Origin of the sequence: Burkholderia sp. BCC0419 (assembly GCF_902830285.1) — a bacterium.
Classification (GTDB): Bacteria; Pseudomonadota; Gammaproteobacteria; order Burkholderiales; family Burkholderiaceae; genus Burkholderia.
This window is the reverse complement of sequence record NZ_CADESR010000002.1, coordinates 362,435-375,714: the sequence shown is the minus strand read 5'-3', so window position 1 is coordinate 375,714 and position 13,280 is coordinate 362,435. Positions and strand designations below refer to the sequence as shown.

Annotated in this window: 19 protein-coding genes; 13 read left to right on the top strand and 6 right to left on the bottom strand. The window is 64.1% G+C overall.

The features are described 5' to 3' along the window. Positions 1–33: 33 nt before the first annotated feature. Positions 34–1,254, top strand: coding sequence for an MFS transporter (locus HWW87_RS15245; RefSeq protein ID WP_175820975.1), 1,221 nt, complete (start codon positions 34–36; stop codon positions 1,252–1,254). Further along, complete coding sequence (locus HWW87_RS15240) at positions 1,251–2,147, top strand: oxidoreductase (protein ID WP_175820974.1); 897 nt, start codon at positions 1,251–1,253, stop codon at positions 2,145–2,147. The genes HWW87_RS15245 and HWW87_RS15240 overlap by 4 nt, the downstream gene beginning before the upstream one ends. 125 nt (positions 2,148–2,272) lie before the next feature. Here the strand turns inward: HWW87_RS15240 and HWW87_RS15235 are convergent, their stop codons facing one another. Continuing rightward, complete coding sequence (locus HWW87_RS15235; RefSeq protein WP_175820973.1) at positions 2,273–2,872, bottom strand: DJ-1/PfpI family protein; 600 nt, start codon at positions 2,870–2,872, stop codon at positions 2,273–2,275. Positions 2,873–3,319: 447 nt separating this feature from the next. Between HWW87_RS15235 and HWW87_RS15230 the strand changes: the two genes are divergently transcribed. Continuing rightward, positions 3,320–4,477: a DUF4382 domain-containing protein gene (locus HWW87_RS15230; RefSeq protein WP_175820972.1), complete on the top strand. Its 1,158-nt coding sequence runs from the start codon at positions 3,320–3,322 to the stop codon at positions 4,475–4,477. 314 nt (positions 4,478–4,791) lie between these two features. Here HWW87_RS15230 and HWW87_RS15225 read toward each other — a convergent pair whose 3' ends face one another. From HWW87_RS15225 to HWW87_RS15215, 3 genes are read right to left on the bottom strand one after another with little or no spacing between them, the layout of a single operon-like run. Next, positions 4,792–5,253, bottom strand: a complete 462-nt coding sequence (locus HWW87_RS15225; protein ID WP_175820971.1) for a chromate resistance protein ChrB domain-containing protein — start codon at positions 5,251–5,253, stop codon at positions 4,792–4,794. A 14-nt stretch (positions 5,254–5,267) separates the two neighbouring features. After that, a complete protein-coding gene (locus HWW87_RS15220) occupies positions 5,268–6,440 on the bottom strand; it encodes a chromate transporter (RefSeq protein ID WP_175820970.1) in 1,173 nt (390 codons plus the stop codon). A 20-nt stretch (positions 6,441–6,460) separates the two neighbouring features. Beyond that, entirely contained in the window at positions 6,461–7,423 is a 963-nt protein-coding gene (locus HWW87_RS15215; protein ID WP_175820969.1) for a chromate resistance protein ChrB domain-containing protein, read from the bottom strand. A gap of 249 nt (positions 7,424–7,672) precedes the next feature. Here HWW87_RS15215 and HWW87_RS15210 point away from each other — a divergent pair, with 249 nt between their 5' ends. The 9 genes from HWW87_RS15210 (at position 7,673) to HWW87_RS37425 (ending at position 10,765) form a co-directional block, all read left to right on the top strand. Then, entirely contained in the window at positions 7,673–7,975 is a 303-nt protein-coding gene (locus HWW87_RS15210) for a hypothetical protein (protein WP_244107235.1), read from the top strand. 275 nt (positions 7,976–8,250) lie between these two features. Further along, entirely contained in the window at positions 8,251–8,454 is a 204-nt protein-coding gene (locus HWW87_RS15205) for a cold-shock protein (protein ID WP_174386760.1), read from the top strand. A gap of 241 nt (positions 8,455–8,695) precedes the next feature. Next, the gene (locus HWW87_RS15200) at positions 8,696–8,851 is read left to right on the top strand and encodes a hypothetical protein (RefSeq protein ID WP_174432596.1); all 156 of its coding nucleotides are present in this window, start codon (positions 8,696–8,698) and stop codon (positions 8,849–8,851) included. 408 nt (positions 8,852–9,259) lie between these two features. Beyond that, on the top strand, positions 9,260–9,544 hold the full coding sequence (locus HWW87_RS15195) for a hypothetical protein (RefSeq protein ID WP_174386758.1): 285 nt from the start codon (positions 9,260–9,262) through the stop codon (positions 9,542–9,544). 47 nt (positions 9,545–9,591) lie between these two features. Further along, positions 9,592–9,801 carry a hypothetical protein gene (locus HWW87_RS15190; protein WP_175820968.1) on the top strand — a complete coding sequence of 70 codons (210 nt, stop codon included), beginning with the start codon at positions 9,592–9,594 and terminating at the stop codon, positions 9,799–9,801. 32 nt (positions 9,802–9,833) lie between these two features. Next, a complete protein-coding gene (rpsU, locus tag HWW87_RS15185; protein ID WP_174432599.1) occupies positions 9,834–10,046 on the top strand; it encodes a 30S ribosomal protein S21 in 213 nt (70 codons plus the stop codon). A gap of 9 nt (positions 10,047–10,055) precedes the next feature. After that, on the top strand, positions 10,056–10,262 hold the full coding sequence (locus tag HWW87_RS15180) for a hypothetical protein (protein ID WP_174386755.1): 207 nt from the start codon (positions 10,056–10,058) through the stop codon (positions 10,260–10,262). Positions 10,263–10,335: 73 nt separating this feature from the next. After that, positions 10,336–10,650: a hypothetical protein gene (locus HWW87_RS15175; protein ID WP_174432600.1), complete on the top strand. Its 315-nt coding sequence runs from the start codon at positions 10,336–10,338 to the stop codon at positions 10,648–10,650. Beyond that, positions 10,643–10,765 carry a hypothetical protein gene (locus tag HWW87_RS37425; protein ID WP_279608021.1) on the top strand — a complete coding sequence of 41 codons (123 nt, stop codon included), beginning with the start codon at positions 10,643–10,645 and terminating at the stop codon, positions 10,763–10,765. The genes HWW87_RS15175 and HWW87_RS37425 overlap by 8 nt, the downstream gene beginning before the upstream one ends. Before the next feature lie 25 nt (positions 10,766–10,790). Here HWW87_RS37425 and HWW87_RS15170 read toward each other — a convergent pair whose 3' ends face one another. Together HWW87_RS15170 and HWW87_RS15165 are read right to left on the bottom strand one after the other, a co-directional pair. Then, positions 10,791–11,723, bottom strand: a complete 933-nt coding sequence (locus HWW87_RS15170) for a LysR family transcriptional regulator (protein ID WP_175820967.1) — start codon at positions 11,721–11,723, stop codon at positions 10,791–10,793. A gap of 78 nt (positions 11,724–11,801) precedes the next feature. Beyond that, positions 11,802–12,776, bottom strand: coding sequence for a quinone oxidoreductase (locus tag HWW87_RS15165; RefSeq protein ID WP_175820966.1), 975 nt, complete (start codon positions 12,774–12,776; stop codon positions 11,802–11,804). Between the two features lie 173 nt (positions 12,777–12,949). Here HWW87_RS15165 and HWW87_RS15160 point away from each other — a divergent pair, with 173 nt between their 5' ends. Further along, complete coding sequence (locus HWW87_RS15160) at positions 12,950–13,252, top strand: metalloregulator ArsR/SmtB family transcription factor (protein ID WP_175820965.1); 303 nt, start codon at positions 12,950–12,952, stop codon at positions 13,250–13,252. The last annotated feature ends 28 nt before the right edge of the window (positions 13,253–13,280 follow it).

The following is a 13,280-nucleotide window of genomic DNA, read 5'->3' as shown; positions in this document are numbered from 1 at the left end:
CTTCCATTCACCGCTCGTACGGAGAGAATGACAATGCGCTTGCCGGTTTTTTCCCCTCCCGTCGTGCCGGAGACTGCGCCATCGCGGCCGCGCGTGCTGTGGCTGTCCTGCATTGCGCACGCCATGCACGATGGCTATACGGACATGATCTACGCGCTGCTACCCGTGTGGCAGTCGGAATTCGGGCTCGACTTTGCGGCCCTGGCTATCCTGCGCGGCATCTATGCCGGCACGATGGCGACGCTGCAGTTGTCCGCCGGGCGTCTCGCGCAACGTCTGGGCAGCCGCGCGACGCTCGCAATCGGTACGCTGCTCGCCGCGCTCGGCTATGCGCTCGCGGGCATGTCGGGTGGCCTGCTCGGGTTGGGCGTCGCGCTGGCGATTTCGGGCGGCGGATCCAGCACGCAGCATCCGATCGCATCAGGCGCCGTCTCCCGCATCTACGGGCGCGACGCGAGAGGCCCGCTGAGCATCTACAACTTTTCCGGCGATCTGGGGAAATCCGCGCTGCCGGCCGCCATTTCGCTGCTCGTGACCATGATGCCGTGGCGTCATGCACTATGGATCGTCGCCGGACTGGGCTGCGTCGTGGCCGCCGTCATCGCGCTCTGGTTTCCCGCCGTGCCACGCGGCGCCGGAAAGACGCCGGCAAAAGAGCAAGCGTCCGCTCAACGCGATGGCGCGGGGAGAAGCGGATTCCCCGCGCTGTTTTCCATCGGCGTGCTCGATACGGCCGTACGCATGGGACTGCTTACCTTTCTGCCTTTCCTGCTCAACGCAAAGGGCGTCTCGCCCCAACTGCTGGGAACGGCCCTTGCACTCGTTTTCATTGGGGGCGCGGCCGGCAAATTCATGTGTGGCTGGCTCGGCGCGCGCATGGGTACGGTGAGGACGGTGCTGCTCACGGAGGGCGGTACGGCTGCGTGCATCATCGCGGTGATATATCTCCCGTTGGCGCTTACCATGGTGCTGCTGCCGATCCTGGGCATGATGCTCAACGGCACTTCATCGGTACTGTACGGAACCGTCCCGGAGATGTCCGCGCCCGAACGCACCGAGCGCGCATTCGCGATTTTCTATACTGGGACGATCGCCTCGGGCGCGATATCGCCCGTTCTCTACGGTTTCCTGGGCGACAGGATCGGCGTGCACGGCGCCACGTATGCGACCGCGTTGACCGCCCTGGCGATTTTTCCGCTCGCCCTCGCCCTGCGCCCGCATCTGGCAGATGACTCAACAGGAAGAACACCATGACGAAGTCTGACTACCCGACCGTCGCCCTCGTCGGCCCGGGCGCAATCGGAACGACCGTCGCCGCGGCCCTTCACGAAGCCGGCCGCACGCCGGTGATCTGCGGCCGCTCGGCGCACGAGCAGCTGACGTTGCGCTTCGATGGCGGCGAGATCGTCGTGCCCGGGCCCGTGCTGACCGATCCGCAAGCGGTCAAGGAAAGGGTCGATCTCGTGTTCGTCGCGGTCAAGGCGACGCAGGTGGCGAGCGCGGCGCCCTGGGTCGCCGCGCTATGCGATGCGAATACCGTCGTCTGCGTGCTGCAAAACGGCGTCGAGCAAAAAGCCGCCTTCGCACCGTATGCGGCCGGCGCCGAGGTCGTGCCGTCGGTCGTCTGGTTTCCGGCGCAGCGCGAATCGGGCGCGTCGGTGTGGCTGCGGGGCAAGCCTCGGCTCACCCTGCCCGATACGCCGGCGAGCAACGTGGTGGTCTCGGCTTTGCGCGGCACGCGCTGCTCGCCCGAGGTGGCGGAAGATTTCATCTCGCTCGCGTGGCGAAAGCTGTTGCAGAACGCCGTGGCGGGACTCATGGTGCTGACCGGCCGCCGCGCCGGCATGTTCTCGCGAAGCGACATCACCGAACTGTCGCTCGCCTACTTGCGGGAATGTCTCGCGGTCGCGCGTGCGGAAGGCGCGAAGCTGGGCGATGAAGTGCCGCAGGAAATCGTCGATGGATTCCATGGCTTTCCGCCTGATCTGGGAACGTCGATTCTTGCCGACCGGCAAGGCAATCGCCCTCTCGAATGGGACTGCCGGAATGGCGTCGTGCAGCGATACGGACGAACGCATGGCATTCCGACGCCGATCAGCGATCTGGTCGTGCCGCTTCTCGCGGCCGCCAGCGACGGGCCGGGCTAGTAACGAGGAACGCGCTAGCCAGCCCGACCAGCGTGAATCCGCGCCGGAGATGACGCCGGTGAGGAATACCGCCGCGGCCTGACAGCTCGCTGATCCCGGCTCACCGCGATGGATTTCCCGTCGAGCTACGGCAAGTAGGGCTTGATGTTCGTCAGTGCGCGGGAAACATACTCGTCCTTCTCCCCGACTGGTGCGACGTAGTGCAGCGCGCTCCGCGCAGCGTCCTCGCCTTCGAGGCGCGCAATGAGCCACGCGGCCAGATACGGCGAAGCAAAGCAGCCACCCGCCGTGGCGACGTTCCCTTGAGCGAAGAACGGCTGATTCAGGACATCGACGCCAGCTTCGATCACCCAGGGTTTGGTCGTGAGATCCGTGCAGGCCGGGATTTTGCCGAGTAAGCCGAGCTTCGCCAGAATCAACGTGCCCGAACATTGCGCGCCGATGAGCTGTCGAGCGGGATCGAGCTCGAGTTGCTCCATCAGCGTCGCGTCTTTGACGACCTCCCGGGTTTGAATGCCGCTCCCGATGATGACGGCATCGGCCGTGCAAGCGTCCGCCAACGTCGACTGCGCCTGCACGATTACGCCGTTCATCGACGTGACGGAAGGCTCCGGGCAAGACAGGGTCACCCGCCAGCCGGGCTTCCTGATTCGATTGAGCACGCCGAGCGCAATGAGGGAGTCGAGCTCGTTGAAGCCCTGGAAGGTCACGATCGCGATGTGCATGGGACACCCTGTCTCCGGTCAGTCGAAGCATCTTGCCAGATTGCCGTCACCAACGGCTCTGCTTTGCCGACAACTCAGTGTTACAGCCAGCAAGCCGCCTGCCCTGATGGTCGACTTCATGCTGGTCCATCCGGGTCGCGGGCAAACTCGCGCTGGCAAAGCAATTTCTCGCCGTCAGATGAACACGCCACCCACCGCCGCAGCTACCGAGGTCACTCCAATCATGCAGCGGTACCTGCTGGCGTAAGACGCTGAGATGGACCTCTGCGCCAAAAGCGCCACTAACGTATGACAAAAGCGCTTGTCCCGCTTCGTACGAAGCAATTCCGGTAAAGATTTACCAATCGAACAAATTGTTACCGTCCGTTTCAAAGAAACCCAAATAGTGAGCTACGGGGCCGCTATTCTTCCGTCACCCACAATAACGATCCCACTTGGGGGTGACATATGAACAACATCATCAAGAGCGCCCTGTGCGCTGCCTTCGTCCCATTCGTCCTCGCGGCTTGCGGCGGCGGCGACGACGGTGGCGGCACGCAAACCGGTACGCTGCACGTCGCGATGACGGACGCGCCATCGTGCGGCTTCGATCACGTGTACGTCACCGTCTCGCAAGTCCGTGTCAACGCCAACGCGAACGCCGCCGACAACGACGCTGGCTGGTCGACCGTTGCCCTCGCGACGCCGCAGAAAATCGACCTGCTGTCGCTGACCAACGGCGTGCTCGCCGATCTCGGCCAGACCGCGCTGCCGGCCGGCCAGTATCAGCAAGTTCGGCTGGTGCTCGCGCAGAATCAGGGCAACACGCTCGCGAACTCGGTCGTCCCGACCGGCGGCGCGGAACAGGCACTCGCTACGCCGAGCGCCACGCAAAGCGGCTACAAGATCATCCAGCCGTTCACGGTCCAGCCCAACACACTCGTCGATCTCGTGCTCGACTTCAACGCATGCAAGTCGATCGTCCAGCGCGGCAACGGCTCGTATGCGCTGAAACCGGTCGTCACCGCGGTCCCGACCGTCGTGAGCGGCGCGATCTCCGGTTACGTCGCATCCGCCGAAGCCGGCGCGACCGTCTATGCCGAACAAGGCGGCAAGGTCGTCCGCGGCACGGTGGCCGACGGTTCCGGGAAGTTCGTGCTGTCGCCGCTGATCCAGAGCTCGACGCAGGGCAACTACGATGTCGTGATCGTGCAGAACAACTTCGCGTCGGGCATCGTCCGCTCGGTTCCGGTGGTCGTGAACACGACCACGGCGGTGTCGGCATCGACCGCACCGATCACGCTGCCGGCCTCGACGATGAGCACCGTCAGCGGTACGGTGACGGCGAGCGCGAACGCCTTCGTGCGCGCGCTGCAGACGATCGACGCGAACGCCTACGAGATCACGTCGATCAACGCGAACATGGACACCGGCGCCTATGCGCTGTCCGTGCCCGCCGCGGCGCCGATCGTCGGCACCTACTCGGGTTCGCTGCCCATCGCGCTGGCCGCAGCGCCGGCCGCCGCGGGACAATACACGATCGAGGCCGACGCGGCGTCGGGGGCGACCCAATCGGCAAACGTCAACGCAACGACCAATCAGTCCAACGTCAACTTCAGTTTCTGACGCGCTGACGGCATCATCGAGGGCCGCACGGCCCTTTCCTTCCAACGGGAGAACGAAGTGAAAAAAGGGGTTATCGCATGGCTCGCAGCGGTGAGCATGGTAGGTGCGCTCGGCGGCTGCGTCGCCTATGTTCCTGGCCCACCGGTCGTGGTCGCGCCGCAAGGCGGGCCGGGAAATGGATTCTGCCCGCCGGGGCAAGCCAAGAAAGGCAACTGTTGACGAAATGCCCGCGCATCGCGGGCATTTTTTCATTCATCGCGCGAACAACCCGGCGTCCACGCCGGACGGCTCGACGAATCCCGTTCTCCGCGTCGTCACTCCGCCATCTTCGGCGGCCACGCATGACCTTCGGCCTGACAATTCCTGCACCACGCATACAGCGCGTCGTACATGACGAGGCCATGCTCCAGCATCTCGTGATCGTCGGGAAACATGTCCGACAGTCCGAGCGAAATCGCATAAAGCCCGCTGGACTGCGGCGTCAGGTCGAGCCGCGAGGTATCCGCGCCGCGAATGATGCAGGCCATGTGCTGCAACGCCTGATCGTCGGCCAAACCATATTTATCGAGAAACGCGTCGAAGCTGCATTGCTCGCCGACGTGCGTCAATTCCACCCCCGGAATGTCGTACGGGATCGCACCCGTCTCGTCGGCGATCCGCAGCACGTCGCCCGGCGGGACGTACAGAAATTCGGGCGTCTCGTCGATAAAACGGGCAATGAGCCAGGGACAAGCGACCCTGTCGATTTTCGGACGTTGTCGCGTAATCCATTGCATGGCAGCCTCCACGGTCAGTGATGCAACAGCGGGTACACGATCAGGCCCATCACGGCGGCGGCGCCCACGACCACCGGCTCCGACAGCTTCTTGAACCTGACCAGCAACACGATCGTCGCGAGCGCCATCAAGGCGGTGGGCACGTCGACGATCGAACGTCGGGCCAGCACGATCACCGACCCCGTGATCGCGCCGACGGCCGCGGCCGTTACGCCGTCGACGAATGCCAGGATCGCCGGCAGCCTGCCGTATTTCTTGAAGTACGGGGCCGGCAACACGGTGAACAGATAGCACGGCAGGAACGTGCCGGCTGCCGCCACGCACGCGCCGGGCAGCCCCGCCACCAGATAGCCGATGAAGCCGACCGTGATGACGACCGGGCCCGGCGTGATCATCGCGACCGCCACGGCGTCGACGAACTGCTTCTCGTTGAGCCAATGGTGCTCGGTGACCACACCGCCATAGAGGAACGGCACGATCGCGAGCCCCGAGCCGAACACGAAGGCGCCGGCCTTCGCAAAGAAGACGGCGAGTTGCGCGAGCTGCGGCCAGTCGACGATGCCGAGCCACGCGCCGGTGGCGGAGACGGGCAACGCCACGACCGCATTGACGCGCCGCTGGCGTAACCACCTGGGCGGCGAGCGCGTGAACCAGACGAGCAGGCCCGCCGCGAGAAACAGCCACGCCGCTTCCGATTCGGTGATCACCGTCACGGCGACCAGCGCGAGATAGATCGCCCACAGCAGCTTGTCGCGACCGATGCTTTTCACGGTCAGCTTGCGCGCGCTGATCGCGATGATGCCGATCACCGCCGCGCCGACGCCGTAGAACACCGACTGCATCCACGTCAGCCCGCCGAATCGCGTGTATGCGTAGCCGAGCAGCACCACCATCAGAAACGACGGCAGCACGAACGCGATCCCGACCATCGTGGCGCCGACGATCCGGTAGTGCACGTAGCCGAGATAGATCGCCAGTTGCGCGGCAAGCGGGCCCGGGGCGAGCTGCGCGAGCGCCAGGCCTTCCTTGTAGTCCGCGTCCGCGATCCATCGGCGCGTGTCCACGAGATCCCGATGCATGTAGCCGGCGAGCGCAACCGGCCCGCCGAAACCCGTCGCGCCGAGCCACGCGAAGTACAGGATCAGTTGCCACAGCGTATAGGCCGGGCGGTCGCGATGTGTATTCATGTGGTGGTCGAGCAGCAAGGTCAGGGTTTTCGATTGCCACGGAAATGCACGTACAACGAATCGAGTACGGCGCCGATCTCGATCAGCAACGCATCGTCGTCGGCAAGACGCTTACGGGCACCCGCGAGAATGGCCTCGAATCCGCCGGCTTCCGGCACGGCGGCGCCGCCCACATCCAGCGCATGCACCATCGCCCCCAACCGGACGAGTCCGTCGTTGTCGCCGAGTCCAAAGCTCGCGACCAGTACCTCGAACGACACGCGATCGCCCACATGCGTGAACGGGGCGCCGTCGAAATCGAAGCCGAGCGCATCGACCGGACAATCGGCGAGGTTTTCCAGCCACACGAAGCGCGCATGCGGATCGATGAAACGCCGAATCAGCCACGCACTGGCGACGCGATCCACCCACAGGTGACGGCGCGTCGCCCACAGCCTGCCCTGATACTGCGCCGGGTCGCGACGCGGGATGCCGCGCTGAGCGGCATGCGGCTCGCCGGGCGAGCGCAACGCTTCGATCGCGGCGGTGAAATCCCGCCATTGCGCATGCGCGCGCAGCGAGGTTTCGCCGGGAAAGAAATCGACGCTTCGAATGGACTCGTACGTACGAGCGTGGCGGCGTTGCAGGCGATTGAGATCGGCACCCGCCAGATCGGGCAGCGTCTTGCGGGCCTCCGACAGCTCGGCAAGCCAGTCCGCGTAATCGCCCGCGCGATCGAACAGCGACTTGTACGCGCTTTCGTCCGCCGGATCGTCCGCGCGGACGTCCAGCAACCACGCCTGCCCTTCGCCGTTACGCGCGTCGTCGGCGAGATCGCGCAACTGCGCCGCCTGCTCGGCATGCGCCGGCAACAGGTATGCACCGTCCCGCAGCGCGCCGCAGCCGAGCGCCTTGACGGTACGCCAGATGCGCATGCGGGCTGTCGCGCCGGAGGTCGGCAGACTGACGATCAACAGGAGCCAGGAAGTCGGGACGGAATTCATGACGGCAGCATAATTGGCCGTCACGAACCCTGCAATTCAGTAGATATCGCTACAACGTTTCGGCAGCAGGCAGCTCCCGACCGAAACCGGATACGTGACCGACGCCGCAGGGCATCGTTACGATATCCTGCGAATCGAGCGGTTCAACGCATAAACTGTAAGCACGCCACGGCGAACTCCCGTCGATCCATCGCACGCCTTTCCCGACACCGCTCTGAATGCAGCTGGACGGCAAACGCAGGCCCGCACATGAAACCGCCCCAACCAATGACAATCGATCCCGGCTCCATTCCTTACTATCTCGTCCTTCGGGCCGGCTGGCCGCCCTATGTGTTGAATTCGGATCGTCAAGTGCTCCGCCGCCAGGCGAGTCCGCTATTGCTGGCATTCGCGCGCACGCGCGGAGCGATCGCACATGTCGACGACAGCGCGTGGAACGTCTTCTCCGACAGCGAGGGGCTCACGGTAGTCGAACGTCGCGAGACCGGGTTCTTTTCGTTGGTCGCGGGAAACGAGACCGAACGTCAGCTGCAGTTGCTGACGACCCTCTGACGTCGCCGCCGGAGCCGCGCATCGCACAGCGCGACGTGCATGCCGGCAAGCGATCGGCGCCGATCGAGGAAGCGTCACGCGTTCTGCCCCCAGGGCCGAAAGCGCTTGACACATTTCCTGGCGACGCGTACTGTCGGCCGCAGAAGTATTCAAGAAGCGCGATTGCTGCTCATCATCGACCGCAGCCTGCGGTATTCGTTGTCCTCTCCCTCCTTGATTCTTTTTTCCTCGTCCATTCGGGGCACATTCGCTCGTTCATTTTCAGGAGATCTAACATGGATACCGGTACCGTCAAGTGGTTCAACGACAGCAAAGGCTTCGGCTTCATCACCCCCGATAGCGGCGGCGACGATCTGTTCGCCCACTTCTCCGAGATTCGCAGCGACGGCTTCAAGACCCTCGCGGAAGGTCAGAAAGTCAGCTTCGAAACGAAGAACGGCCCCAAAGGCCTGCAGGCATCGAACATTACCCCGCTGTAATCGCTGAACCGTCAGTCCCGTTCCCGGAGCGGCACGTCGCTGCCGCTTCACGTGCCACGCCCTCGGTCGCAGGCAATGCGACTCGACGCAGGCGCGGCCGTCCGCTTCGCATCCGGCCATCGACCCTGTGCGTATGCCGATACCCGAACATCGGTCGCCGCGCGCACGTTCAATCGCACGAGCGCGATCGCCGCGCATCGTGCTCACCGAACCGCGCAAGTGGCGCAGCAGGAGAATCCGCATGACCCGAAGCCAGCCTCGCGGCAACAAGCCGCCCCCGCGTGCCAAGCAAGCCATTACCCTGCCGAAGCTGGGCACCGCATTGAACTGGGTGCCGCCCCAGCCGCCCGCCGACACGAAATCGCGCGCGAAGAAACGCCCGCTTGCTGCGCAGTAACGCGCGTGGAACCGGGCGACGTGCTCGATGAAGTCCTTCCCGACAGCAGATTCCGCGTGACACTGAAAACGGCATGACGGCGTGACGGTCGCCGCGCGCGGATCGGGATGCACGCGCCGGCACCGTGTCCGCGATCTGGCCGCACGCCTGTCGCACCATGTGCCGGTGCGTGCTTGCGCCAACCCGGAATAATTGGACGTTCAACAAACGATGCGCGTATGATGGGTTCATCCGAGCGATCAGCCGTCCTTTGACCGTTCGCCCCCTCCACCCGCCCGCTTGCTGCATCGCCCCTCCTTCGCGCTGCAACGTTGTCCCCTTCACCCACTGGCCCGCCCCCCAAACGGGAATACTGGCCGGATGTGTTCGCCCATGCGACTCGTCATGGCCGAACGCCAGGAGTTTCTCATGAGCATGCACGTCTACCGTGGATTCGAGATTTATCCACTGATTTACCCTCACGTGCCGGCGCTGAATGGCTGCCCGCATAACTACGACGCCGGGTTCGACGCGGCAGTCAAGATTTGCCTTCGCGGCAGCACCGATACGCTGACGCAGAGCCAGACTTTCAGATTGGGCGACGCATCCCCATTCGACAACGCCGGTGACGCCCGTCGTGCGTCGGTGCGCTACGCCGAAAACATCATCGACGACAATCGCGACAAGCAGGGGTTCTTTTCCAGCCCGAGCTGAAGCGGCTCGTCAGGGCAACACCCATTTTCGGCATTTTGGAGGGCGAAATGATCATCGACGAACTGCTCGGCTTGATCAGACGACATGAAGTGACCCGGCTCGATACTGTCGTCCCCGCCGGAATCGTCGATTCAGCGATGTGCCACCAACCAGAGCTGCACATGTTCATCGCGGTACGTGCGTTATCGATCGGAGCAGGATATTCGGAATTCGAATCCGACGAGATAGCAAGCGCCGTCATGACACGGCTCGGCTAGCTTTCCGTTCAAACCTTTCCGACAGGATCTACATGACGACAATTACGCTGAAGCTCAACGAACCGATCGATGTCGCGCTGCGGCGATTCCGACGCGACATCGAGAAAACCGGGCTGATTCGCGAGTTGCGCAGTCGCACCGGCTACGAGAAGCCCACGACGGAACGCAAGCGGAAAAAGGCCAGCGCCGTTTCCAGACAGCGCCTGAGGGCAAAGCGCATGTTGCCGCCCCGCAAAATGTACTAGGAGAACATCGTGCACAACATGCCGGCCGAGGCGCCTCCGTTCTTCCCCCTGACGAAATGCGAAGTCGATTTCGATCAGCAGAGCGACATGGTGACACTGCTGCCGAGCTTCTATGCATTCGGGTGCGAGTACACCAGCCGCGGGTTGCTGATCGGGCGGAGCGATGCGTTCAAACTGATTGCCGCGATCGAGAAGGCACTCAGCGTCAAGGGGTGAGCCGACACCGGCGCAATCGCAAGTATCGACCATCACAAGACGAACTATGCGCGGCCGGACCAAGTACGTAGATTTGCTCTACTTCCTCGTTGTCATGCAACTCGTCACCCGCAGGCAGACGCGCGAGTGGCTTTCACCATTCCAGCTCGTCGAATCGCTGCAAGCGTGGCTGGTTATCCATCGCGCGAAATGCGAGTGGCGCGATCGCGTCTGGATAGGCCACGCTTCGCTTCAAATCGCGAAATTGGCCCGCCCGGCCGACAGCGCCGCATTCGCGGAACCGCTCGCGAATGCCGAACCGGCCCCGACGCCCGCTTCGCCGGACGCCCTGGCGGATCGGTCGAGCCTGCGAATGAAATGCATCCGTTACCTTCGCGAGCATGTCTGACCTTGATCCCGCTTGGCGGGGCAACCTGCAATCCGGCAACGGCTACCGACATGCGCGCCTCGATGCGTCGCCGGCCCTGTCGCTGATCGTCGACGCACTGCGCCATCGGCGCTAGCGGAGCATCTCCGTCTCCTCCGTCTCTATTGCGCACCGCCTCGTCGCCACGGCGCGCCCTGCGAAAACGCCGCCTCGATCCACTGTTTGAATGCGGTTGTCGTCGCTGCGCTGTACTTCGCGGACGGACGAACCAGATAGACGCCCGCGGCGTCACCCAGTTGCCACGCCGGCAATACTCTCGTCAAATTGCCGGCGTCGATGTCCTTCATCATCAGCCAGTCGCCGCCCGCGAGAATCCCCAGCCCGAGACGCGCCGCCGACAAAAGCGCCTCGTTGTCGTTGCTGACCATGCCGCAACGTGCCTTGATCGCGTGTTGCTCGCCGTCCCGCGTCAGCTTCCACTCCGGGTACGTGTGCAGCCCCGTAAAGCCGAGGCAGTTGTGCGCGGCCAGATCGGCGGGCGCTGTCGGCGTTCCATGCCGCTCCAGATACGCAGGCGCGGCGGCCAGGATGCGGTGGTGATCGCACAGCTTCCTGGCAATCAGTCGACTGTCCGACAGCTCGCCGATCCGGATCGCCGCGTCGAAACCTTCGGCGACGATGTCGACGAACCGTTCCGAATATTCGACGTCCAGCACGACGCCCGGATAAGCCATCGCGAATTCCGACACGATCGCGCTCAGCCAGATGCGCCCCATCGCCGCCGGCAACGCGATCCGCAGACGCCCCCTGACCTGGGCCGCGCCTTGCGCCGCGTCCTGCTCGGCCTCGGCAATCAGGCCGAGCGCATGACGCAGGCGCGTGACCAGGCGCTCTCCTTCGGCGGTAAAGCGCAGTTGCCTCGTGGTGCGCTCGATCAGACGTATGCCCAGACGATGCTCCAACGCGCTGAGCCGCTTCGAGAGCACGGTCGGGTGACGCTGCAACGCGCGCCCGGCCGCGGCAAACGAGCCATGCTCCCAAAGCGCCAGCAGCGTTGCCCGCTCGTCCGCCTGTCGACTATCGAGAAAATCCATGCCGCTTTCGGGCCTCGCAAAATCAGTAGCACACAGTGTCCGGCGGCGACCCGGGCGAACACGCGCGTGGCGGCCCGCTCAGGGCGTGAGCACGATCGCGCCTTGCGATCGGCCGTGCTCGAGATCGGCATGCGCCTCGGCCACGTCGGCCAACGGGTAGCGACGCCAGACGCGCGGCTGGATGATACCGTCGGCGATCGCCCGCAGGACCTCCTGCGCCCGCTCCTGATATTCGTCGGGCGTCGCCGTGTGTGCGGCGAGCGACGGCCGCGTCAGGAACAGCGAGCCCTTCGCATTGAGCACACCGACTTCGACGGCAGGCGGCGCGCCGGACGTCATCCCGAACGACACCAGCAACCCGCGGGGGCGGAGGCTGTCCAGCGACGCGTCGAACGACACGCGACCGACGGGATCGTAGACGACATCGACCTTTTTGCCGTTCGTCACGTCGGCCACCCGGCCGGCCAGCGTGGCCGGATCGAACACGATCACTTCGTCGCAACCCGCCGCCTTCGCGCGCTCGACACTCTCCTGCCGCGAGACGACGCCGATCACGAAGGCACCGAGCCCCTTCGCCCACGGCACCATGATCTGCCCCAACGCACCCGCTGCGCCGTACAGCAGAACGTTCGAGTTCGACCCGACAGGATAGGTCGTCTTCAGCAGGTATTGAGCGGTGATGCCCTTGAAGAGCACGGCCGCCGCTTCGTCGAAGCTCATGGCATCCGGCAGCTTCACGAGCCGATTGGCAGGATAGAGGCGGCCCGTCGCGTACGCACCGAGCGGACCGGTCGCATACCCGACCCGGTCGCCGACCTTGACCTCGGTCACGCCCGGACCGATCGCGGCGACCTGGCCCGCCCCCTCGAGACCCAGCCCTGACGGCAACGCGATCCGGACGGCGCCGGTCCGTTGACTGACGTCCAGCGGATTCACGCCGATCGCCGCCTGCTCCAGCCAGACTTCTCCCGGCCCCGGCTGTTGCACGGCAGCCTGTTCAATACGCAATACCTGGGGCCCGCCCGCTTCATGGATGCTGACCGTACGTACCATCGTGATCTCCCGGTGTGGTGTCAGCGTAGTTTAATTACGCGAATGCGGAGCACCAGTAGCGTAAATTGCAGCTTATATCTGCATTGCATGCATCAATCGGTGCGTCTGACGTGCCACGCGGAGGCGGCCAGCGGTTGTATTGACATATCGTGAAATATCGATATGATCACGCCATGGAATTGCTCGACATCTTCAAAGCCCTCTCGAACCGGACACGCCTCGAAATCCTGCGGGGTTTGAAGGATCCCGAGAAGCACTTCCCGCCGCAGGACGAAGGGGACGTTCACACGGTGGGCGTCTGCGTCAGCAGCATTCAGGAAGGCGTCGGGCTGTCGCAGTCGACGGTGTCCGATTATCTTGCGACGCTGCAACGCGCCGGCCTGGTCGAAGTCCGGCGCATCGGCCAGTGGACGTACTACAAGCGCAACGAAGCGGCCATCCGTGCGCTGGCCGAGAGCATCGGCACGGAGCTGTAATTTTTTACCCCAATATATCTATAATTCC